Genomic DNA, 22637 nt, shown 5'->3' with positions numbered 1-22637 from the left:
CTGACAATCCTGCTGTTGAAATCCAATGAAACTGCTCGTCGTGGAAGACCAGCCCAAGCTGCGTACTCTGCTTGTGGACCACCTGCGGCACCGCGGCTTTGCCGTAGACGCTGTGGAAACCGGCCGAGGCGCGCTTGCCGCCCAGTGCGTTACGCGTTATGACGCAATGATTCTTGATCTGGGTCTGCCCGACATGGACGGCCAACGCGTGCTCGCGCAGCGGGCCGCCGGCCGCGATGGCCCCATTCCCTGCATCGTGTTGACCGCGCGCGATACCGTTGAAAGCCGGGTCTCCAGCCTTGATGCGGGAGCTGACGACTACATACTCAAGCCTTTCGACGTGCGCGAGCTGGAGGCCCGCATACGTGCCGTTTTGCGCCGCGCTTCACGATCGTTTGCGGTGCTGAACTGCGGCAATCTCGTATTTGAACCCCAGGCGCGTCATGCCAGCGTGGATGGCAGGGTATTGGCGCTTTCCCGGCGCGAAACCATGCTTCTGGAAGAAATGCTGCGAGCATCGCCTCGTATCGTCGTCAAGGAGTACCTGGAGGAACATCTTTATGCCGACGGTGAAAGCGTCACGCTAAACGCCATCGAGGCGCTGGTGTCGCGGCTGAGGCGCAAGCTGGCCGAGGGCGAGGCGCAGGCAAGCATCCAGACCGTACGCGGCATAGGCTACCGCTTGATGCAGAATGGATGACGCAGATGGTCCGGCGTAGTCTGGCCTGGCGAATTTTCGCGGCCTTGCTGCTGGTCGGCATGCTGGGATTGGGCAGCTTGCTCTGGCATCTGTACAACACACGTGACGAACTCCGCTACAGCACATTGCTGCTGCAGGCACAAGAGATTGCGCAAGACCTGACTTCCGCCAGCGACCTGAGCCTTCTTCCGCGGGAGTATGCGGGCGGCGAGCTGTACTACACGCTGTACGATGCCAGCGGCGTAGCCTTGTGGCATTCGGCTAATCTGCCCCGCCCACTACGCATGCGGCCGGGCACGCTGGATGAAGCCCTCAAGCCCATGAGGCTCAAGTCTTATCGAGGCTTTGGCAAGGTCATAGGCGTTCCGGTGCCGCTGGCCGATGGCACCACGCTCATAGTCTCGAAGCTGGACACGCTGGAACGAAACTTGATCGACGCACTGCTGCAGACGCGGCTGCTGCATGGCTTGCTCGTGCTGCCGCTATTTCTGCTGGTCACCGTGCTGATCATGTGGGGCTTGATGCGCTGGACCTTGCGCCCGGTGCGCCAAGCCGCCGCGCTGGCCGCCGAGATCAGTCCTCATGATCCTGAACGCCGCATTCCACTGAAGCATCTGCCCCGGGAAGTCCTGCCGCTGGCGCAGGCCGCCAACCAGGCACTGGATCGGCTCGGCCAAGCGCTGGCCGCTCAAAAACAGCTGGTGGCCGATGCGGCTCACGAGCTGCGCACACCATTGACGGTGCTGGATCTGCGCCTGCAGAAAATGCAGCATGAAGGCAAGGCCGACTGGCCCGCCATCGAACAGGAAATGCAGCGCCTGCGCCGCTTGGTCGGACAGTTGCTGACGCTGGCCCGTCGGGATCACGCACTGCACTCCAGCGCGACGGACGACGTGGTCTTCCTGTCGCGTCTGACCCGAGAGGTCGTCGCATCGCTGATCCCGCTGTTCGAGCAGCAAGAGCGTGAAGTAGAGGCTGACATACAGGACCAGGTCTTTGTCGGCGGCGATGCCGACGCGCTGTGTGATGCCATCCTCAACATTGTCGAAAATGCCCTGGCGCACGGCCAGGGCACCGTTGCAGTCCGCCTTTACCGTGCGCAAGACGGCGCTGCGTTGCTCGATATATCGGACGAGGGGTCAGGCGTGCCCGCGCATCTGCGCGAAACGGTCTTCCAACGATTCCATAAAGGCAGTCAGGATAGCGCAGGCTCGGGCCTGGGCCTCGCTATTGCGCGCCAAGCGCTACGCAATGCCGAAGCGGATATTCATTTCATCGACGCTGCATCCTGCACCGTGCGCATGCGATTTCCGCTCGCGTCAGAAAATGGTCAGTAAGCCCTGTCAAAATATACAGAATGAAAGTAGTTTTCATTCTCATTAACTAGGCTATTTCATATAGCCCAGGAGGTGTCAGAACCTCCGTTTCCGATAGGATCAGTTCGATGTCATCCACACTCCACTTTCCTCTGAAAGCGAGCAGTGTAGCGGTGGGCTGCGCGCTCGCCGGGCTACTCCCCCTTACCAGCGCCGTGGCGCAGTCCGCCGGCGCGTCCGTTACGCAGTTGCCGAACGTCGTCATCACTGCGACGGGGTTCGAACAGGCGATCGCTGATGCGCCCGCTTCGATCTCGGTCATTACCAGCGAGGATCTGGAGGGGAAGTTCTATCGCGACGTCACCGATGCACTGCAGGACATTCCCGGCGTCAGTATCGAAGGCGGCGCGGGCGGCAAGATCGAATCGACCTCGGTCAATATCCGCGGCATGGGTGAGAGCTATGTGCTTTTTCTGATCGACGGCAAGCCGCTGGGCGCATCAAGCGAGGCCTACTACAACGGCTTCGGCGGCGGCGCCCAGACCAGTTGGCTGCCGCCGCTGTCAGCCATCGAGCGCATCGAGGTGATCCGCGGCCCGATGTCGTCGCTGTACGGCTCCAGCGCGTTGGGTGGAGTGATCAACGTCATCACCAAGAAAGTCCCCAAAGAGTGGCGGGGCAGCCTGACGGTGGACGGCGTATTCCAGGGCGATTCCGACGCAGGCAATGCGTATCAGGGACGCTATTACCTGAGCGGCCCATTGGTCGACGACCGCCTTGCCATGACACTGTACGGCTCCAAGTATCGGCGCATGGAAGACAGCATCCAAGGCGGCTACGCGGCCAAGGACCGCATCGACAACACAGCCAAGTTCGCTTGGAAGCTGAACGAGCAGCACAGCCTGGAACTGGAGGGAGGTCACGCACGCAACAAGAACGACCGCAGCGAAAAAAGCGCGACGGACGAATCCATGATGCATAACGAGCGCACCGTCTATGGCCTGACGCACGACTGGCGCTGGGGGCGGGGCGCGGAAACCAAATCGTGGATGCTGCACGAGTCCGTCGACATCATCAACGGCGATATTGAATCCGGCTATCGCGCCACGACTCTCAACACCAAGACGGTCGTGCCCTTCGATGCGCACATGCTGACGGTGGGCGCCGAATACAAGCAAGAGAAGACCATCCATGATGAAGCACGGTTCCAGGGATCCATCGCCACCAATCTGGAGCGCTGGCAGGCCGCGCTGTTCGCCGAGAACGAATGGTCGGTCACCGATAGGCTGACGCTGACCGGCGGCGCGAGACTGGACAAGAACGAGCACTTCGGTACGCACTTCACGCCTCGGGTCTACGGTGTGTATCGCCTGACCGACAACTTGAACCTGAAAGGTGGCATCAGCGGCGGCTACAAGACGCCCTCGCTGAAGCAGGCCGACGACAACATCGTCGAACCCGCCGCCCGTGGCCGCTCGTGGGACAAGGGCAATTCCAACCTGCAGCCGGAGAAGAGCACCAACTTCGAGTTTGGCTTTGCCTACGCGACGCCGGAAAAGCTGAGTTTCAGCGTAATGGCCTACTACACCCGGTTCAAGGACAAGATCGGCAAGGAATACGTGTGCAACACGCCAGTCGGTGCGCCGCCCGCTTGCATCTATGGCAACAATCCGCCGCGCGAGAGCATTCAGCAATACGTGAATCTGGATTCCGCTACGCTGCGAGGCGTCGAAGCGGCGTTCGGTATGCCCGTGACCGACAAGCTGTTGCTGAGCACCAGCTACACCTTGTCGGACAGTGAAATCAAATCGGGCACGGACGCGGGCAAGGCGCTGAACAACACGCCGCGCCATATGTTCAACCTGGGGCTGGACTACCAGCTCAATAACGATCTCAAGCTTTGGACCAAGGCAAAATACAAGAGCAGGAGCATAGACGGCGGCACTGAAGAGATTCCTGCCTACGCCATCGTCGATCTGGGTGCGACCTATCGTTTCAGCAAGCGCGTCTTGGGCTTTGCCGGTGTCTATAATGCGCTGAACAAGGAAATCGACTCCAGCGAATACGGCAAGCATCTGGACGGCCGGCGCTATTATGCCGGCCTGACCATCGAGTACTGACGACGCGGGCGGCGGGCGGCGCCACGCCTGTGGCCGCTGCCTGGCTATCCCTGGCCGGTGCTGGCTTTTACGGCGTCTTCATGCAGGGATTCGTTGAGCTGGTCCACCACGATCGCCCAAGCCGCGTCTTCCTTGATCTGTTCACTGAGAAATTGGCGCTGAGCGTCGTTCCAGTAGGGCGCCTCTGACAGCCTGACGTCGGCCGGCAGCTGATGGGTCTTGATGAACTGCGCAATCGCCGCCTCGTCGGCATCGAGTCCGAGCTGAAGGAATAGATTGGTCATGCGCGGGGTTGGCACGTTCATGTCGGTTCTCCTGGGCGAGTTATTGGAAGGGCTGAGCAATGAGCCTCTTGAGCACTGTATACCACACCCCGTCATTGCCTACCTGGCATGCCGTGAGGCGCAGCGCTTACCGCTCTGCGTCTCCGCGCAGCCATTGAAGATACGCGGAGCGTGTCGCGGCAGACACCGAGTCCAGAACCTTCTGATGGCTGACCTGATGTCGCAGCTTCAATCGCGCGTCGGCGATGGCGCGCGATTTGCAAAACCAGTGGCAACTGTGCTGCAACAGATACAACTCTGCCGAGAGGTGGTAGGCACGGCTCTTTGCATCCCAGCCGCTTTCGTTATCCACCACATGACGCAGGCCGGCTGCATGGATGTTCAGCAGCTCGCGAAAATCCCGTCCCGCCGCGGGTAGAAGGCGTTCGGCGTAAGGAACAAAAAACGAGAGCACACCCATCCTGGTCGCTTGGGCGCCTTCCTTTTGCATGGAGCTGGCCAGCGACTGCGCTTGTGAAGCGGCCACACGTTCGGTTTGAGAGAGAGTTTCCAGCACGTGGAGCTGACGTGATTCGGCCTCTTCATGAATGGCGCGGACGTATCCCTGTGTCAGCGTTTCCATGTGGCGTTCGAGCTGCAAGTTGGCCAGGTGGCGCCCAAGCAAAGCAATATGCGTGCGCTGATAACGCGTACGCAGCACCAGCCACGTCACGGCAATTACCGACAGCGTTAATGTAATGTCCATTGTCTTTAAGTCAAAAGAGTCGTGAGCCAGCCTTGGACCATTGGCCGGCATGATACACATTTCCGCGACAGCGGTGTGTGCTCATCGGTGAATGCGCATGCAGGAGTTTCGCACCACCAACTCGGTCGGCATGATCCACTGCCGTTTTTCAAGCGGTGCTTTGGCGCCAATACGCTCCAACAGCAGCCTGGCGGAGATTGTGCCCCACTGCCATACATCCCAACGGATGGTCGTGATACTGGGGGTAAAAATCTCGGCCAACTCGGAGTCACAGCCGGCAACAATGGACAGGTCCTGGGGAATTTTGCGTCCTAGCATATTTGTCGCACGCAAGACGCTGCTCAATAGCGTCATTCCGCCAGAGATAATTGCCGTTGGTGGATTTGCGCTTTCAAGCAACTGGGCCACGCCAAGAGCCGCCTGAGCGCCATCAAGGAAGTGGTCTTGAATAATTGTTTCGTCGGCGGCGATGCCGTTCGCGGCGAGTGCATGATTGAATGCCAGCACTCTTTCGCGCCCCGGCCGCATGCTTTGCGGTACCGTCAGCAGGCAGATACGCCTATGACCCAGAGATGCCAAATAGTCCACGGCCAGCCGTATCCCGTTTTGGTGATCCACGACAGACGAGTCGGCTAGAAAGTCCGCTTCGCGATCAAGCAATACCGTAGGTAGACCGATGTTTTCCATCGTATTCTTAAGAACGTTGCCTTCATCGGATGTGGCGGTAAAAAGCAGCCCGTCGACGCCCTGACGCATAATGCGCTCGATGAGCTCCTTTTGCGTTTCAGCTTCTTCGTTACTGCTGGCGAGCAGCAGCGTGTAGCCGGCGGCGCGCAACTCGCTTTCAGCAGCGCGGATAAAAGGTGATAGTTCGGGCATGAGAAGCCCCCGGATCACGCAGGCAATGATCCCGGATGCATTGGTGCGCAAGTTTCGGGCAGCAAGATTGGGCCGATACTGCAATGCTGCCATCGCTGCCTCCACCCTTTCCTTGACGCCAGGACGAACCCTCTGGCCATGCACAACTCGCGAGACCGTGGCGGTGCTCACCTGTGCTTTGCTTGCAACGTCGCGGACGGTTGCTTTCTTCATCACGTTACTCCATTCATATCTTCATTAGCGCCGACTGGACCGCTCGTTCCGCGTATTTGCTGGGCGCTGCCATGCGATGAGGCCGCTGATGCCGACACATTGAAGCACGAATGCTTGTGTCGTATTTCAATTTAAACTGTACACGTTTACAGAAATAATGATAGTATTAAATTTACATAGCTATAGTTGCATGTAAATAAACAATATTTAAATTGCAACGTTAACAATTAATGCTTGAGAAAGCTTTCTAGCAGGAGAGAACATCGGAATGTTCAGCAAAATATTCATGCCCGGAGACAAACCCGAGCTCTTGGAGCAAATGATGGCCTCGGGCGCACACTGGATCTGCCTGGATCTAGAAGATACGGTTACACCGGCCAATAAGATTGCGGCACGGCTTTCGGTCCAGACGCTGCTTGCGGATATGGACTCCTTCAGAAGAAGCCGGATCATCGTGCGCGTCAATGGTCTTGCCTCCGGCATGATCGATGCCGATCTGCGGATCGCGCTAAGCGCCGGCGATGTGCTGATCAACGTGCCCATGCTCGAATCGGCTGAAGAGGTGCGCGAGCTTGACGGATTGCTGGCAGGCATCGAGAAGGATATAGGCGTGCAAAGCCCTGCGCGCCTGCTCCTGAATATTGAAACGCCAAAAGGCTTGCGTAATGCCTATGCGGTAGCCAGCGCATCGACTAGGGCGATTGGTTTGCAAATTGGCTATGCGGACCTGTTAGAGCCCTATGGTCTCGCACGCAATAATCCGGACTTCATCGGGCACGTGCAAGCAACCGTTCGGCTCGCAACTGCGGAGGCCGGAATCGCCGCATACGACGGTGTCTTCGCCGGCCTTACCGACGAAGAATTTTTCGCCCAGGAATGCATGGCTGCGCGCCGCTTGAATTTTGCAGGTAAAAGCTGCTTCAACGCAGCCCAGGTCGCTATTGTGAATCGTGTCTTTGCTCCTACCGAAGAAGAAGTCCGGAAGGCGCAGCGCATCGTCGATGCCGCGGCCGCTCAGTTTCAACGGGGCGTTGGCCTTTTTGAAATCGACGGACGGATCGTCGACGAACCTTTTGTCAAGGGGGCGGAGCTACTGCTCAAGCGTGTCCAGGACTTCAAACAGTCGCAGTACGGATCGTAGGCCATGCCTGCCATCGCACATACCGTTTCATTTACAACTTAAAAAAGGGACATAAACGATGTTCAAGATTCTTTCCATGGCAATGATCGCCGCGTCGATGTGCTTGCCTTCCGTCGCCGCCGCCGAGACCTATCCCAATGGCCCGGTGCGCATGATCGTGGGTTTCCCTCCGGGCGGTTCCTCCGATATCGCAGCGCGCGTATTCGCAGAGTCTATGTCGAAAAGTCTGGGCCAGCCCGTGGTCGTCGAGAACAAGGCGGGAGCCGGGGGCAACGTCGCTGCCGCAGAAGTGATCCGGACCAAGCCCGATGGCTATACTGTGCTCTATGCCACTTCGGGCATTATCCTCGGGCCGCTGGTCAATCCGGCAGCTAACTACGATGCTGTAACCGACTTCTCGCCGGTGGCTGTCACAGCAAGCAATCCTCTCGTTTTTGTGGTCAATAAAGATGTCCCGGCGAAAACGCTTGCTGAGTTTGTCGACTGGGCAAAGACCCAAGATAACCTGAACTTCGCTTCGACCGGCGCCGGTACCATGACGCACCTGCCCGCGGCTGCTTTCATTGCCGAATTTGATATCAAAGCTACCCATGTGCCTTACCGGGGCGCCTCGCCCGCCATGGTCGACTTGGCCAATGGCAATGCGCAATTCATGATTTCAGCTTTAAGCGAAGCGCGCGCCATGCTCGAAGCAGGTCGCATCCGTGCCCTTGCCATGACCACCACCGAGCGTGTGCCGGGTTATCCGGATGTGCCGACAATGAAGGAGGCGGTTGGAACCGACAACTTCGTGATGGGTGGCTGGCAGGCGCTTGTCGTCCCTCGCGGCGTTGACCCGCGGATTGTGGAAAAGCTCAATACGGCTGTTAACGATGCGGTGGTTAGCGAAGCCGTCCAAAAGCAATTTGCGCCTCAAGGTACTCAACTCGTGGGCGGCACCATCAAGGAATTCACCGAATTCATGAGGGCGGAGCGTGTGCGTTGGAAGAAAATCGTGGAAGAGTCCGGTGCCACGGCCGGATAGGTTTTAGTAAGTCCCCAGCTTCTCTGCCGACGCCGGCCTTAACGCATAGTGTGTTAAGGCCGGCGGTCTTGCGATATCAGCATGGCGATCACTTTAGTGGTAGGCTCTTCAAGTGCTGCGGCCACGAATTTCAAAGCAAGTCATACAAAAATGATAGGAGCAAGCCATGGGCAACACAAATCGACTGCGACATATATCCCTTTTCCTCTCTACCGCAATTCTTGTGGCGGGTTGCGCCACAACATCTGCTCCGAAGGAGTCTGGTTTCTTGCCGGATTACTCGCGCTTGCAGAAAAGCTCGGCCGTAGCCGGCGGAAACCGATTGGCCTATGTGAACCCAAAATTTACGCCGGCGCACTATAACGCGATAAAGCTTGATCCCGTCGTTTATTACCCTGCTCCCCAGCCTACCGCCGACATTTCCATGGAGGCATTGACGCAGATCCGTAAAGAGATGGACAAGGCTTTGCGCGAGAAGCTGGGAGCAAAGGTCAGGCTGGTCGATCGCGCCGGTCCAGGCGTGGCTCATGTGCGCGTCGCCATCACTGCAGTTGGGGTTGAAACACGGACATTGAAGGCCTATCAATTCGTACCTGTCGCCCTGGCTCTGACAGGGGCCAAGGCCGTGGCGCAAGGCGGCTTGCCGCGCGATGCCACCATAGCGATCGAATCGCAGGTCACAGACAGTGTGTCGGGCGAATTGTTGTACGCCGCCGTGCGCGGAGGAACTGGAGAGCGCGTGGTCGACGCAGCGCAAGGGCGGGGCGGTGTGCAATTGACCAGCCTGCAGCCTTTGATCGGCGAGTGGAGCACCGCTGCAGCCAACGCCGCTCAGAAGCACATCAAAGAGAAGTAGGCATGCAGTTGTGTCCGGAGCCGGTCGCAGCCCAGGTGTCCGATACGCTTTCGGTTTTAGAGAACCATCTCGGTGAAGCAATTCTGGCCATCCACTTGTTTGGGTCTGCGGTCGATGGCGGCCTGAAGCCGTTTAGCGATATCGACCTGTTGATCACCGTGGATGCGCCTATCGATGCGTCGACCAGGGCAGCATTGATGTCCGGCCTGCTATCGGTGTCGGCTTGGCCTGGCACCGATGCAACGCGCCGGGCGCTCGAAGTGACTGTGATCGCGTTGGAAGACGTGGTGCCGTGGCGATATCCGGCAACAAGGCAAATGCAGTTCGGCGAATGGTTGCGTGACGACATCAACGCAGGGATTTTCGAGCCGATAACGGCGGACCACGACCTGGCGATTCTGTTGACAAAGTTGCGGCGCAATAGCATTGCTTTGTACGGTCCGAAAGCCCATGAGCTTTTCGACGAAGTTCCTGCTGCTGACGTTCGGCAGTCGCTGCTGGAAACGCTGTCCCTCTGGAGGACGGAGGCGGACTGGAAGGGGGACGAAAGAAACGTCGTTCTTGCGCTGGCGCGTATTTGGTACACAGCCATGACAGGAGAAATCGCATCCAAGGACGCCGCGGCAGACTGGGCCCTTCAGCGCTTGCCTATCGAGCATAAGAAAATCGTCATTGCCGCAAGAGATGCCTACCTTGGGCTGGAAGCGCCAGACCTGGCTGACTATCCGCAAGAACGTGCTGCACTTCTGGAATACGTCCGGTCTGGCGTGACGGCAAAGTTGCGCCCAGCTGCTTGCTTGCGGCCCTGATGGCCGTCAACTCCGTGTCCTGTTCCATGCCTTATCCTTTTCAAGGTTTCAGCGTTTGCCGGCAGCCAGCAATGCGCTTTCGATCTCGCGATAGCCGCGTGAACGCGCATGCTGCAGTGGTGTGACGCCTTCCCGGTCGGCGAGATCGGGATTGGCGCCCGCCTTGAGCAGCAAGTCGACGATCTGCTGGTGCCGCTGGCCGCCGTTGCCTAGAATGATGGCTTCGAGCAACGCAGTCCAGCCCAGATTGTTGACGTGGTCAACCGCTACACCCGCGTCAATGAGGGTTTTCACCGTTTCGACATGGCCGCGCTCGGCCGCCGGAATCAGCGCGGTGCCTCCGTAGCGGTTGGTGCTTTGCAGGTCGGCATTGTGCGACAGGGTCATTTTCAGAATATCCAGATGGCCCCGCGCGCCGGCATAGAGATAGGCGCTGTCGTTGATACGGTCTTTCGCGTTGACATCCGCGCCGGCATTGATCAGTGTCCGGGCGGCATCCGCAGCGTTCGCCCGGGTTGCGACCAGTAGGGCGGTTGATCCCGATGCGTCCTGCGCTTCGATCCTGGCTCCTTCCGAAAGGAGCCGCTTGACGGCTTGAGCATCATTGTTTTCCGCCGCGGCATGCAATGGATATTGATTCACGGCTGCTCCTGAAAGGGCGTGTGTGCTTGCAAGCATGGCTGCCGCGCAGACAAGCGCGGCCACCCTGGAAAACCGGCAGTTTAGTTGACCGCGCCGATGGCTTTGAGGCCGGCTGCCGCGCAACCGGCGTCGATGTCGCCCGAAGGCGCGCCGCCCACGCCTATGCCCGCCACCAGTGCTTTGTCGAACTTGATGGGCAGGCCGCCGCCCTGGATGACCATGCGCGAGTCCATGTCGCGCAGGCCGTCATTGGCGGGCTTGCCGGCGATGAAATCGGCCAGCCCGGCGGTATCGCGCCCCATGGCCGCCGAAGTGAAGGCTTTGCCTTGCGCGCTGCTTGTCGTGTGGGGGCCGGAATTGTCAGCTTTGAGCAGTACTTTGGTTGCGCCGTCGCGCGCCACGATGGCGACGCTGACGTTGTAGCCTTGTTCGGTGCAGGTCTTCAGGGCGGTTTGCGCGGCCTTGGTGGCCAGTTCCAGCGGCAGATAGGGGGCGCTGGGCAACTGCGTGGCGGCCGATGCCACGATGGGTGCGAACAAGAGGGTGGCTATAGAGAGTGTGCGGATCATGTTGTTTTCTTTCCAGTTGAGAACAAGGGAAAGATTACTGCTCCGGCCATCGGGTGGATATTCGTAGGCTTCGCGATGCGCTACGTAGTTGTATCCACGGACGTTGATGAATGCCCCATGAGCAAAAAGGCCCAAACCGAAGCTTGGGCCTTTTTAGAATCTGGAGCGGGAAACGAGACAGGCACTAGGGCGCTAAATCCTTGTTTCCCAATCACATTCTTCGCCGCCGTGAGCAGCGAAGGCCTGAATTATAGCCTTGTTCTTCGCCCTCGGCAACAAAACTCATCCAACAACTTCCATCAGCGTCCAAGGACTGCCATTTCATCCCCTGACAACCGACGCAGAATACACGGCTACCAGAGGCCCGCCCCTGCAACGCCGCTCGACACTCAGGTCTCCTTGCGTCAGGAATGGCATCAGCATCGAACGTTGAGACCGCGCTTGGTTTGATGCCGTGCGCACCACAGCCCAAGGCTGTTCGTGATGAAGGCCAAGCGGCGAGCAAGGAAAGATGGGGCGCATGTTCACATCACCTGGTCAGCTGGCGACCGTGTGGGAGCGGCGCGCAACAGCCTCAAACTGGCCACAGCCCAGGATCGCTGGATGCTATGTCGATATATCAGGATGCCAGAACAAGCATCACACGCGCGGTTTTCTCTGCGTCCCTCTGGACGTTGAGCAACGACTGCGCCCCAGCGCGACTTGTGAAACCGTAGGGATATCAGACCATAGCGAATCGGTCTTGATACGCCTGACGCACCCCATGACGCTGGCACCGTGAGCGCCATTGTCGAGCGTGCTTCTTCCTTGTTACTCGACGGGCCGGCAACTGGTCGATTCTTGCACATTGAGCAAGAGAGGGCCACCTGTGGCGGATGCCATGATCTCGTCCGCCCACGTTCCGGGGCATTCGTCCCTGGCATCCGCCACAGGCATAACGACACAACAGCCCTTGGCAGGGCGAGAAAGGAGCCGGTGATGTAGCGCTTCCGAAAGGAGACGAAAACATGCACAAGGAGCCACCATTATCAAAGGTGTTCTATCGTCCCATCGAAGCTGCCATACGGTGGGCTGGGTTGTTGCGGTACAAGGCGTCGATCCTCGCCTCGATCGCATCACCGCGGTGCCTGCCGCAGACATTGGACTGCCCGCGATGGAACGAGTGTCGGCTGTACTCGGAACGCATCTACGACGGCATCCTCAACTCGGAACTGCCCTTTGGCAAGAACGGGATCACGCTCAATGACCCAGAGTTGGTGAGTTCACCCGATCTGACCATCCGCCACGTCGATCTGAAACGCTGGATGCGCACTCACTATCCTGAGCATCGACCCGGATTCCTGTTCAGCCGCAGCGAGCGCATGGCGCATCCCTCCATCACCCTGGAAACAGGACAGGCAATCCTGCTGGAACGGCAGGCTCTGCAGGCCGCGCTGGACCATAGCCGGCGTGAGATGCGCAAACTTCAAGCGCAACACGAAGCCTTGCTCAAGCAGTCCGCGGTGCTGTTGGCATCCAAGCAGTGCGCGATCAGTGATCGAGCGGAGACCACGTACCTGAACATCATCGGTGGCATGCTGACGCTGATGCTGGGTCAATCCCCATCGGGTGTGCCGTACTCCAGCTTCAAGACGCAGGAGGCAATCGTCACCGCATTGCTCGCCCACTATGGCGGCACCATGGGCATCACGGAGCGAACCTTGAACGGCAAGTTCGCCAACGCCAGGAAGAATGTGCGTAGCGCAGCCGCGTGAATTCTTCCATCTTGTATGTGCAGTCTCGGAGATTGCATTTGCAATGTCTTTTTGCAGCCATGTCTATTGAATAGAGGTCACGCCAACAAACGCCACTGAGCGTTCAGGAGTGACCGCCATGTCGCAAGTACCTGTACTGCCACCGCACGAGCGCCGCATCCTGCGGCTCGATGAAGTTGAAGCGAAGTCCGGCTTCAAACGCGCCCACATCTACAACCTGATGAAGAAGCGCCAGTTTCCACAGGCGTTGCGCCTTGGCGTGCGCGCGGTGGGCTGGGATTCGGTCGAGATCGATCAGTGGATCGCCGAACGCCTTAACAACCGCACCTGACTCGCTCCCCCTCGGACTTCCCATCGCCAAACGGAGAGCGCCATGCAGGTCGTATCCATCATTTCAACGAAAGGTGGCGTCGGCAAGACGACCACGGCCGCCAACCTCGGCGGGCTCGCCGCGGACGCGGGGCTGCGCGTGCTGCTGCTCGATCTCGACGTGCAGCCCACCTTGTCCTCCTACTACGATCTGGCTCACCGCGCGCCCGGCGGCATCTATGAGCTGCTGGCGTTCAACGAGCGCGGTCTCGACCAGCTCGTGTCCCGCACCATCATCGCGGGCCTGGACCTGGTGCTCTCGAACGACCACCGGGGTGAACTGAACACCTTGCTGCTGCACGCGCCAGACGGGCGCCTGCGGTTGCGCCACCTGCTGCCGGCGCTGGCGCCGCTCTATGACCTGGTGCTAATCGACACCCAAGGCGCGCGCTCGGTGCTGTTGGAGATGGCGGTGCTCGCCTCCGGCCTGGCGCTGTCACCCGTGACCCCGGAAATCCTTGCGGCCCGCGAACTGCGGCGCGGCACCATGCAGTTGCTGGAGGACATCGCGCCGTATCGGCACCTTGGCATCGAACCGCCACCGCTGCACCTACTCATCAATCGTGTCCACCCCGTGTCCGCCAACGCACGCATGATCCAGCAGGCGCTGCACGACCTATTTCAGGATCACACGGGCATCCGCGTGCTGGGCACCGACGTGCCGGCCATCGAAGCCTATCCGCGCGCTGCAACCCGCGGCATGCCGGTGCATCGCGTCGAGTATCGACAGCCACCAGGCAGAGTTGCGCCCGCTGCGCTCGACACCATGCGCACGCTCGCCGGCGAACTGTTCCCGCAGTGGCAAGACAGATTCGCCCGCGTGTCCGGCCGTCCTCCACGTTCTATTGAAACCGGGAGGTCCCGTGGCGAGCGCACATGAACTGTCCCGTGGCCACAAGCGACTGCGCGCCCTGATCGAGTTTGCGGTGAGCGAAGGCTGGCACGTCAAACGTACTCGGGGTGGACACCTCAAATTCACCAAGACCGGCTGCGCCGCCATCTACACCAGCTCGACAGCGAGCGATTACCGGGCAGACCTCAATGCCCGTGCGCAGATCCGCCGAGCCGAGCGCGAGGCCCGCATGGCCCGGCCCGCCAACGCCGAGGGATGCGGCCATGGCTGAGATGACCTCCCAGGACATGGCCGGCAAGCTGCTTGCCGCCGGGTTCGAGCGCAGTGGGCCATCGGCCACGGCTTTGAGTGACCCCATCGCCGACACGCCGATGGTCGTGACGCTGGACCAGTTGCGGCCCTACGACCACGATCCCCGCAAAAAGCGCAACTCGGCCTACGATGAAATCAAGGCCTCCATCCGCGAGCGCGGCCTGGATGCGGCGCCAGCCATCACACGCCGTCCTGGCGAGGCGCACTACATCATCCGCAACGGCGGCAACACCAGGCTGGCGATCCTGCGCGAACTCTGGACAGAAACGAAGGACGAGCGCTTCTTCCGCATATCGTGCCTGTTCCGGCCGTGGCCTGCGCGCGGGGAGATCGTCGCGCTGACCGGGCACCTCGCCGAGAACGAACTGCGTGGCGGCTTGACGTTCATCGAGCGCGCCCTCGGCGTCGAGAAGGCGCGCGAGTTCTATGAAGCGGAAAGCAGCACGACCTTGAGCCAGTCCGAGCTGGCCCGTCGCTTGGGCGCCGAGGGCTTCCCCGTGCAGCAGTCACACATCAGCCGCATGGCCGATGCGGTGCGCTACCTGCTGCCTGCGATCCCGACCGTGCTGTATGGTGGCCTCGGTCGCCACCAGGTCGAGCGGCTGTCGGTCATGCGCAAGGCCAGTGAGCGCACGTGGGAGCACTATGCCAAGGGCCGCTCCCTGCCGCTCGACTTCGACAGTTTCTTCCAAGAAGTGCTGTCGCAGTTCGATACCCAGGCCGACGAGTTCTCGCCGCAGCGTGTGCAGGACGAGTTGATCGGTCAGATGTCCGAGCTGCTGGGCATCGACTACGACGTGCTTGCCCTGGACCTGACCGAATCCGAGAGCCGCCACCGCGCCCTGGTCAGCGACCCAACCCCGCCATCGGCGCCGCCGGCATTGCCTGAGCCTGGGGCCATCGCACGGCCGCCGATTGAACCGGCACCGTCCCCCGCCACAGCAGCACATTCTGCAGGCCACTCTGCCGCCGCGCCGACAAGGCCCCAGGACGATGCGGCCCCGCGTGAGGCATCCGCAGCCACCCCTGCGGCAGCGGCTGGCGATCTACTTGACGAGCACATCGTCTCTCCGGCACCCACGACGCAGCGGCTCCAGTCCATCCAGCGCATGGTCGCCGACCAGTTGGGCGATGCGCTTCCGCCCGACTTCTCGGCCAACGTGCTGCAGTCGATTCCCGTGCAGGCCGGTGGCCTCTATCCCATCTCGGACATCTGGCATATCGACCCAGGTCTCGACGCACCCGGCCGCCTGCGCGTCCACATCGCGCAGTTCGCGCGCGAGATCGCGGGCGAGGTCGACCTGGACGCGTGTGTCGAGGATCGTTCAGATGGCATCGGGTTCGCGTGTCGTGCCCCGACCCAGGTTTCGTCGCCGCTCGCACGTGCCGTGCTCGCGCTGCTGGTTTCCCTGGCCGGTCAGCAGTCGGCCGACGTGGGCTTGGACGGCGGGCACTTCGTCACCGACCTGCCAGCGCTGTTGCACGGCCAAGGCCAACGTCATGCCGACGGGGCCCGGCGATTGAGCGACACCGCGCTGGTCAAGCTGTTTCGTCTGCTGCGGCTGGCCCGGCGCCTGCTGGATCTGGAAGCCGGCGCTCTCGGTCCTGGGACCTGAGCGAGGGAGGCCCGCATGTCCGCACCTAACCCACTCAACCAGGCCGTCATCGCGCAGGCGCTCTACGATCTGCGCAACGGGCAACTGCGCCGCTGCAAGGCGATGGGATTCGGTGAGGAAGAATTGGATGCGCTCAAGCATCCGGCGCTGATCAGCGTACTGGCCAATGCCAGCGTCTCGTGGTGCTCTGTCTCGGTGAACCGGGAAGTGCTCCGGCGATTGCTCAAACAGGCGCAGGACGTGGAGAAGGAGATCGCCACCGTCGATCGCATGTTGCGCCTGGGGGCCAGTACGGAAATGGCGAGCCGTTTTTATGGGCTGACGCACCAGGAAGTCGCGCTACGGCGTGAAGTTCTCGGCCTGCCCAAACGCAAGGGGCGCCATCCGGTTCTGGACGAGGAGCAGGACACCGAGCTGTGGCGACGCTGGAAGGCCGTGACCAGCAGCAGGAATGTCGAGCTGGAGGATGAGACCTCGGTTCTTGATGCGGCAATGGACCTCGCCGAAGGCATGGAACTGCCGCTGTCGGTGGTCTGGGCTGCGATCAAGAACTGGATCGATCAGGGATTGGGTTGAGTCATGGCCGTGGACGACGCTGCACCACGAGCACCACGCCAAGGCCCGGTCGCCCTCGCTGATCTGTTCGACAGCGCGCTGAAAGACCTTGCACCGAAACCTCGCCCGCCCGCGTCCGCGCCAGCTCCCGCATCCGCAACATCTCCTGTCTCCGCAACCGGCGACGGTTTTCTGTTCAGCGGCAATCGGCACGAGAGCGTGCCGCGACGGCTGTTCCTGGACCGACGCCTGACGCCGCTGGAACGCAATGCCTGGCAAGTCTTTCGGATGATGCTCAACGAGGATGGGGTCACGGCGTTTCCGACGTATGAGCAACTTCGCCCGTGGCTCGCGTCAATGCCCTGCGCCGGACAGGCCTCTCACGAGACCGTGGCACGGGCGCTGACGCTGTTGCGCCTGACTCGCTGGTTGAGTCTCGTGCGCCGCAGGCGTGACCCCAAGACCGGGCGCATCCTCGGCAACCTCTACGTCCTGCACGATGAGCCCCTGACGCCTTTCGAGGCGATGCAGCTCGACCCGGACTACTTGGAGCTCGTCAGCCAAGCCCTGGGCCATTCGGCCAAGGCCGTCCAGGTCGTGGGCTTGCACACCCTCAAGGAAATCGCCGAAGACCCGTTGTTGTCTGGCCGCACGTTGCCCTCGCGGCTGCAGGTCCTTGCCGAACGCCTCGCGAGCCAGGGCATTGGGTCGCAGGAGAGTTATCCACAGAAGGATAGGGTTCACGATTCCGAAGAAGGGGCGCCGAGCCTTCTTCGGAATTCTGATGACCCCTCTTCGGATTCCGAAGCAGGGCCGAAACCCGCGTCAGACGGCGCTCTTCGGAATCCGAAGCAGGACCGTACTGTACGTAGTAGTCGTATGAATGAAGTACGTACTACCGCGCGTGAGCGTGGGCAGGCGCGTGCGATGCCAGGAGTTCGCCTGCCTGATCGCTTTCTCGGCTTGAAGGAAGAGCAGCAGGCCGCCGCCATCGTGGCATTGCAGCAGGTCGATGCTCCGCTACGCCAGGCCGTGCTGGACGAATGGGCGGATCGCTGTCGCGGCAGCACCATCCGCAACCCGGCAGGCTACCTGTTCGGCATCATCCAGCGCGCCATCCGTGGCGAGTTCAACGCCTGGGCCAAGCAAGCCGGGTCAGCACCGCCACCTGCCCCTGCACGAGATGCACCGCCTGAACCACCGCGCAATGTGGTTCCACCCGAGGTGGCCCGGCAGCACATTGACCGGCTGCGCGACCTTCTGCGCAGTAGCTGAGCGCGACGAGCGACAAGGGCGTGAAGCAGACGTCGATGGCCGTCAGTAGAGCTATCCCCAGGGGATAGATGTACTACAAGCTGTAACGCCGACAGGCACGGCATGGCACTTCGGTCCAGGGGGGCCGTAATGGCGTCGGTTGCATGAGCGCACGCACCATTTGCGCGAGCAGCGCTCCATGGCTTTCGATGGAGCTATCCCCTGGGGATAGCTCGTGTCACAGGCCACCGCTGCCACGACAACCGGGTCCCGGTTCATTTCGGTTTGTTGACTGACTGCCTTCCGTTGCGTGCCGATCCTGACCGCTCCTTTTCCCAAGCGAGCGGACGCCATGGCAACCAACGAACCTCTGCAACTCAATCTCGGCTCTTTGCGCAGCGCGATGTCGCTGACGCTTCACACCCACCACGCCTCGCGCATCTGGCATGGCCGCGCCGCCGCCGAGGGGCGACCCGGCATCGTCGGCCTGAACGGCTACATCGCCGTGATGAACAAGATGAAGCGCGGCTCGGAGCAGGACGACCCGTACAGCGACTGGTGGATGTTGCGCATCGAGGAAAAGCTCGACCAGACCAGGACCACGTTGCAATCGCTGCGCGAGCAGGTTGACCAGGCACTGGCCGGCGTGCCTGCGGCGTTGAGCCTGGGTGAGAACCTCAACGTGCAGCCGGTGAAGCTCCCCTTGTTCGTGAACGCGCAGCTCGGCTTTGCCGCCGTCTATCTGCTGGCCGACTACGACGACATCGCCCGCAAGCTGATCCTCGCCCACCACACCGCGCTGATCGATCGCTCGACGTTGGAGCGCTGGCTCAACGAAGGTGCCCACGCGCTGCGCAGCCTGTTCAGCCTGGCCCAGCAATACCGCTACTCGGGCTGCACCCGCGACGACTTCGCGGCCAAGAACGCCGCAGCTCGGGCAGCATTGGAGAAGTTCGGCGAACTGCCGCAGGACGTGCTCGAAGGCATGCGCCGCTCGAAGTTTGCGCCGCCCGTCGTGCGCCGTGGTCTGCAACAGCGTGGTGATAGCGCTGCCGCAGCCGCATCTCCCACCGACGAAGGCGCTGCCGCCGATTCGGCCGAGGCCAAGTCCACAGCCGCCGGCGAGGACGAACCGGCATGAGCGACCCGAACCGCGAACCGCGCTACTTCCGTCGTCTGGAACAGCCAGCCTTCATGCGGCTGGAACACGCGGCCTCTCTAAAAGGCCTTTTAAAGCCTTTTAAAGGTAAAGGGGACTTCGAGGCCTGGGCCAGCCAGTGCTTCGCCATGCGCGACGAGTTGATTGCCCTGGCGCAGCGACAGGTGCTGCCACAGGCGTGCGGGCATCCCTTCCACCTGCTTCCCGTCGAGCTGGCCCAGCAGACCACTGGCGCAGGCACGACCTTTCTTCGCTGGCGCAAGCACGATCGATCGGCCATGGGCGTGGCGTTGTGGCAGGAGCTGATGGCGAGCCCCAGCACGCCGGTCAACCTGCTGCACGACCTGCACGAGATCGAACTGCAGCGCGTCATGCTGAACATGCAGATCAGCCTGCTGCACACCCTGGGCAGGCAAGCACAGGAATGCGCCAGCAAGGCCGCGCAGGCGGACAACACCTACCTGCGCCGGCTCGCGTCCGTTCCTGCCGCAGTGCGCGATCGGTGATTGCGCCTGCCATCCGAGCACGCGCCCGAGCCCAACGAGGCACGGGTATTTCAACCACCACGGAGATTCCAACATGAGCACACAATTCATCGGCGAGGGCAACATCGGATCGCCTCCCGAGTACCGCGAATTCCCCAATGGCAACGACGATCCTCGCCGGTTGCTCCGGCTGAACGTGTACTTCGACAACCCCGTCCCCACCAAGGGCGGCGAGTTCGAGGACCGCGGCGGCTTCTGGGCGCCGGTGGAACTCTGGCACCACGACGCCGACCGCTGGCAGCAGCTCTACCAGAAGGGCATGCGGGTGCTGGTCGTCGGCCGCATGGAGCGCGACCCCTGGACGGACAACGAAGATCAGCCGCGTGAGACTTGGCAGGTCAACGCGCGCAGTGTCGGCATCCTGCCGTACCGCATCGAGTCTGTGGCCCTCAGCCCGAAGCCACAGGAGGCAGAGCCGAAGCCCCAGGCCACCCAGGAATCGACGGCGCCGAAAGAGACCAAGCGCAGGAAGTGATCGGGCATGGAGGGCGGCTGCCGCAGTGCTTCGCCGCCCTCCATGCGCTGCGAATTATCCCCAGGGGATAGCTCCACCAACGTCCACCGAGTTCCACGCGCGCTCCCGGAAATCGCGGCTCTCGGCCCGCACACTTCCGGCCACGCACCTTCCCCGCACTCGCCATTTCATCGGCGTGAAAGCGGTCGCTGCCGCATGCGGCTTGTTTGCTGCTGCCAGGGGCTGCGCTCGGCATCCTCGATCCCAGCAACTCCATGAACAACAGGAATCGGGATGGACGGATATGCGGCTGTTCTTGTGCGAGAAGCCCTCCCAGGGCAAAGACATTGGCCGGATTCTCGGCGCCACGCAGCGCGGTGAAGGCTGCCTCAACGGTTCCGGCGTCACGGTCACCTGGTGCATCGGCCATCTCGTGGAGGCGGCGCCGCCCGAGGCCTACGACGAGCAGCTCAAACGATGGTCCGTTGAGCAGTTGCCCATCATTCCCCAGCACTGGCGGGTCGAGGTCAAACCGAAGACCGCCACGCAATTCAAGGTCGTCAAGGCGCTCTTGGCGAAGGCGACTCACCTGGTTATCGCCACCGATGCCGACCGCGAGGGCGAATTGATCGCCCGCGAGATCGTGGAGCTTTGCGGCTACCGCGGCCCCATCGAACGCCTGTGGCTGTCGGCGCTCAACGATGCGTCCATTCGGGCGGCACTGGGCAAGCTGCGGCCTTCGGCCGAGACGCTTTCGATGTACCACTCGGCGCTGGCGCGCTCCCGTGCGGATTGGCTCGTGGGCATGAACCTGAGCCGGCTGTTCACGGTGCTGGGGCGACAGGCGGGTTACGACGGCGTGCTGTCGGTCGGCCGCGTACAGACCCCGACGCTCAAGCTCGTTGTGGACCGCGACCGCGAGATCGCGCGCTTCGTGTCCGTACCATACTGGGCCATCGCCGTGTCCCTGTTCGCAGGCGGTTCGACTTTCGCCGCGCAATGGGTTCCACCCGATGCGTGCACCGACGACGCAGGCCGCTGCCTGCGGCAGCCGGTCGCACAGCAGACCATGCAGCAGATCCGCGCTGCGGGCAGTGCCCACGTCGTGTCGGTGGAGACTGAGCGTGTCCGCGAAGGCCCGCCGCTGCCGTTCGACCTGGGCACCTTGCAGGAAGTGTGTTCCAAGCAGCTTGGGCTGGACGTGCAGGAAACCTTGGAGATTGCCCAAGCCCTGTACGAGACGCACAAGGCCACGACGTACCCCCGCTCGGACTCCGGCTACCTGCCCGAGAGCATGTTTGCCGAAGTGCCCACCGTTCTCGACAGCCTGCTCAAGACCGATCCCTCGCTGCGCTCGATCATGGGCCAGCTCGACCGCTCGCAGCGCTCGCGCGCCTGGAACGATGGCAAGGTCACGGCGCACCACGGCATCATCCCGACGCTCGAACCGGCGAAGCTCTCCGCCATGAGCGAGAAGGAACTGGCCGTGTACAGGCTCATCCGGTCGCATTACCTGGCGCAGTTCCTCCCTCACCACGAGTTCGACCGCACTGTGGCCAAGTTTTCGTGCGGGGGGCAGAACCTGGCGGCCACGGGCAAGCAGGTTGTCATCCCGGGTTGGCGCCAGGTGCTCGCCGAGCCGCAGGCCGAAGACGGTGATGGCGAGGGCGATACTGCGGTCCGCGCCCAGGTGCTGCCCGCGCTGCCGAAACTGTATGAGGGCCTGGCATGCCAGGTGGCCGACGTCGATCTCAAGGCACTCAAGACGCTGCCGCCCAAACCGTACACGCAAGGCGAGTTGGTCAAGTCCATGAAAGGCGTCGCCAAGCTGGTGTCCGATCCCCGCCTGAAGCAGAAGCTCAAGGATACGGTTGGCATCGGCACCGAAGCGACGCGGGCCAACATCATCGGCGGCCTGATCGCTCGCGGCTACCTCGTGAAGAAGGGGCGCGCCATCCGCGCCTCGGATGCGGCTTTCACTTTGATCGATGCCGTGCCTGCGGCGATTGCCGACCCTGGCACCACCGCCGTCTGGGAACAGGCGCTCGACATGATCGAGGCCGGACAGCTCACCCTGGACGTGTTCATCGGCAAGCAGGCCGCGTGGATTTCGCAGTTGATTGCGCAGTACGGCAGCGCCTCCCTGTCCATCAAGGTTCCCCAAGGGCCGGCATGCCCGCAGTGCGGCGCACCCACGCGCCAGCGCAGCGGCAAGAGCGGCCCGTTCTGGTCGTGCAGCCGCTACCCGGACTGCAAAGGCACGCTGCCAGTCGAATCCGGCAGCTCCAAGCGCGGCGCCTCGCGCCCGCGCCGTAGCGGCCGCAAAGGCTCCTGACCGCCCCCGTTCCCCGTGAGCCGTGCCCGCCTTCGGCGGCGTGGCCCCTGTCCCGCACTCCGCCGCATGCCCTGCGGGACGCCCAGCGCGCAACGCCTTCTTGATCCGTGTGCGCGTCCCGCCCAGCCGTCCC

23 protein-coding genes are annotated in these 22637 nt (G+C 61.6%); 18 read left to right on the top strand and 5 right to left on the bottom strand.

Annotation, left to right across the window (positions count from 1 at the left end; genetic code table 11):
* The first annotated feature begins 25 nt into the window (after window positions 1–25).
* From ACSBPU_RS16625 to ACSBPU_RS16615, 3 genes are all read left to right on the top strand, one after another.
* The gene (locus ACSBPU_RS16625; protein ID WP_442593008.1) at window positions 26–700 is read left to right on the top strand and encodes a response regulator transcription factor; all 675 of its coding nucleotides are present in this window, start codon (window positions 26–28) and stop codon (window positions 698–700) included.
* Window positions 697–2037: a sensor histidine kinase gene (locus ACSBPU_RS16620; RefSeq protein ID WP_442593007.1), complete on the top strand. Its 1341-nt coding sequence runs from the start codon at window positions 697–699 to the stop codon at window positions 2035–2037. The genes ACSBPU_RS16625 and ACSBPU_RS16620 overlap by 4 nt, the downstream gene beginning before the upstream one ends.
* A 107-nt stretch (window positions 2038–2144) precedes the next feature.
* The gene (locus tag ACSBPU_RS16615; RefSeq protein WP_442593006.1) at window positions 2145–4136 is read left to right on the top strand and encodes a TonB-dependent receptor domain-containing protein; all 1992 of its coding nucleotides are present in this window, start codon (window positions 2145–2147) and stop codon (window positions 4134–4136) included.
* A 44-nt stretch (window positions 4137–4180) separates the two neighbouring features.
* Here the strand turns inward: ACSBPU_RS16615 and ACSBPU_RS16610 are convergent, their stop codons facing one another.
* The 3 genes from ACSBPU_RS16610 to ACSBPU_RS16600 all read right to left on the bottom strand — a co-directional run bounded on the left by ACSBPU_RS16610 (window position 4181) and on the right by ACSBPU_RS16600 (window position 6257).
* Window positions 4181–4441, bottom strand: coding sequence for a DUF2789 family protein (locus ACSBPU_RS16610; protein ID WP_180066323.1), 261 nt, complete (start codon window positions 4439–4441; stop codon window positions 4181–4183).
* Window positions 4442–4547: 106 nt separating this feature from the next.
* A complete protein-coding gene (locus ACSBPU_RS16605) occupies window positions 4548–5216 on the bottom strand; it encodes a hypothetical protein (RefSeq protein ID WP_442593005.1) in 669 nt (222 codons plus the stop codon).
* 30 nt (window positions 5217–5246) lie between these two features.
* Window positions 5247–6257 carry a LacI family DNA-binding transcriptional regulator gene (locus ACSBPU_RS16600; protein ID WP_442593004.1) on the bottom strand — a complete coding sequence of 337 codons (1011 nt, stop codon included), beginning with the start codon at window positions 6255–6257 and terminating at the stop codon, window positions 5247–5249.
* Window positions 6258–6525: 268 nt separating this feature from the next.
* On the opposite strand from ACSBPU_RS16600, the gene ACSBPU_RS16595 reads away from it, so the two are divergent.
* From ACSBPU_RS16595 to ACSBPU_RS16580, 4 genes are all read left to right on the top strand, one after another.
* Window positions 6526–7398, top strand: coding sequence for an HpcH/HpaI aldolase/citrate lyase family protein (locus tag ACSBPU_RS16595; RefSeq protein ID WP_442593003.1), 873 nt, complete (start codon window positions 6526–6528; stop codon window positions 7396–7398).
* Between the two features lie 58 nt (window positions 7399–7456).
* Entirely contained in the window at window positions 7457–8422 is a 966-nt protein-coding gene (locus tag ACSBPU_RS16590; protein ID WP_442593002.1) for a Bug family tripartite tricarboxylate transporter substrate binding protein, read from the top strand.
* Window positions 8423–8690: 268 nt separating this feature from the next.
* Window positions 8691–9278, top strand: coding sequence for a DUF3313 domain-containing protein (locus ACSBPU_RS16585; RefSeq protein WP_442593001.1), 588 nt, complete (start codon window positions 8691–8693; stop codon window positions 9276–9278).
* 2 nt (window positions 9279–9280) lie between these two features.
* Window positions 9281–10087 carry an AadA family aminoglycoside 3''-O-nucleotidyltransferase gene (locus ACSBPU_RS16580; RefSeq protein WP_442593000.1) on the top strand — a complete coding sequence of 269 codons (807 nt, stop codon included), beginning with the start codon at window positions 9281–9283 and terminating at the stop codon, window positions 10085–10087.
* Window positions 10088–10135: 48 nt separating this feature from the next.
* Here the strand turns inward: ACSBPU_RS16580 and ACSBPU_RS16575 are convergent, their stop codons facing one another.
* Together ACSBPU_RS16575 and ACSBPU_RS16570 are read right to left on the bottom strand one after the other, a co-directional pair.
* On the bottom strand, window positions 10136–10765 hold the full coding sequence (locus tag ACSBPU_RS16575) for an ankyrin repeat domain-containing protein (protein ID WP_442592999.1): 630 nt from the start codon (window positions 10763–10765) through the stop codon (window positions 10136–10138).
* Between the two features lie 44 nt (window positions 10766–10809).
* Window positions 10810–11298, bottom strand: a complete 489-nt coding sequence (locus tag ACSBPU_RS16570; RefSeq protein WP_442592998.1) for a GlcG/HbpS family heme-binding protein — start codon at window positions 11296–11298, stop codon at window positions 10810–10812.
* Window positions 11299–12305: 1007 nt separating this feature from the next.
* Here ACSBPU_RS16570 and ACSBPU_RS16565 point away from each other — a divergent pair.
* The 11 genes from ACSBPU_RS16565 (at window position 12306) to ACSBPU_RS16515 (ending at window position 22504) form a co-directional block, all read left to right on the top strand.
* Window positions 12306–13052 (top strand): hypothetical protein, encoded by a 747-nt coding sequence (locus ACSBPU_RS16565; protein WP_012112309.1) that lies wholly within the window; start codon window positions 12306–12308, stop codon window positions 13050–13052.
* 118 nt (window positions 13053–13170) lie between these two features.
* Window positions 13171–13383: an AlpA family transcriptional regulator gene (locus tag ACSBPU_RS16560; RefSeq protein WP_012112310.1), complete on the top strand. Its 213-nt coding sequence runs from the start codon at window positions 13171–13173 to the stop codon at window positions 13381–13383.
* A 42-nt stretch (window positions 13384–13425) separates the two neighbouring features.
* Window positions 13426–14301, top strand: a complete 876-nt coding sequence (locus ACSBPU_RS16555; protein ID WP_012112311.1) for a ParA family protein — start codon at window positions 13426–13428, stop codon at window positions 14299–14301.
* A complete protein-coding gene (locus ACSBPU_RS16550) occupies window positions 14285–14545 on the top strand; it encodes a hypothetical protein (RefSeq protein ID WP_012112312.1) in 261 nt (86 codons plus the stop codon). Before ACSBPU_RS16555 ends, ACSBPU_RS16550 begins: the two co-directional genes overlap by 17 nt.
* On the top strand, window positions 14538–16202 hold the full coding sequence (locus ACSBPU_RS16545) for a ParB family protein (protein WP_442592997.1): 1665 nt from the start codon (window positions 14538–14540) through the stop codon (window positions 16200–16202). The genes ACSBPU_RS16550 and ACSBPU_RS16545 overlap by 8 nt, the downstream gene beginning before the upstream one ends.
* A gap of 15 nt (window positions 16203–16217) precedes the next feature.
* Window positions 16218–16778: a DUF2857 domain-containing protein gene (locus ACSBPU_RS16540; protein WP_012112314.1), complete on the top strand. Its 561-nt coding sequence runs from the start codon at window positions 16218–16220 to the stop codon at window positions 16776–16778.
* A 3-nt stretch (window positions 16779–16781) separates the two neighbouring features.
* Window positions 16782–18032: an STY4528 family pathogenicity island replication protein gene (locus tag ACSBPU_RS16535; protein WP_012112315.1), complete on the top strand. Its 1251-nt coding sequence runs from the start codon at window positions 16782–16784 to the stop codon at window positions 18030–18032.
* 331 nt (window positions 18033–18363) lie between these two features.
* Window positions 18364–19152 carry a PFL_4669 family integrating conjugative element protein gene (locus tag ACSBPU_RS16530; RefSeq protein WP_012112316.1) on the top strand — a complete coding sequence of 263 codons (789 nt, stop codon included), beginning with the start codon at window positions 18364–18366 and terminating at the stop codon, window positions 19150–19152.
* Window positions 19149–19676, top strand: coding sequence for a DUF3158 family protein (locus ACSBPU_RS16525; RefSeq protein WP_003098978.1), 528 nt, complete (start codon window positions 19149–19151; stop codon window positions 19674–19676). The genes ACSBPU_RS16530 and ACSBPU_RS16525 overlap by 4 nt, the downstream gene beginning before the upstream one ends.
* A 73-nt stretch (window positions 19677–19749) precedes the next feature.
* On the top strand, window positions 19750–20190 hold the full coding sequence (locus tag ACSBPU_RS16520) for a single-stranded DNA-binding protein (protein ID WP_003098976.1): 441 nt from the start codon (window positions 19750–19752) through the stop codon (window positions 20188–20190).
* A 283-nt stretch (window positions 20191–20473) separates the two neighbouring features.
* Window positions 20474–22504, top strand: a complete 2031-nt coding sequence (locus tag ACSBPU_RS16515) for a DNA topoisomerase III (protein ID WP_003116834.1) — start codon at window positions 20474–20476, stop codon at window positions 22502–22504.
* Window positions 22505–22637 lie beyond the last annotated feature (133 nt).

This window comes from Parapusillimonas sp. JC17 (genome assembly GCF_052180245.1).
In the GTDB taxonomy this organism is placed as follows: Bacteria; Pseudomonadota; Gammaproteobacteria; order Burkholderiales; family Burkholderiaceae_B; genus Parapusillimonas.
This window is presented reverse-complemented; position numbering and strand designations above follow the sequence as displayed.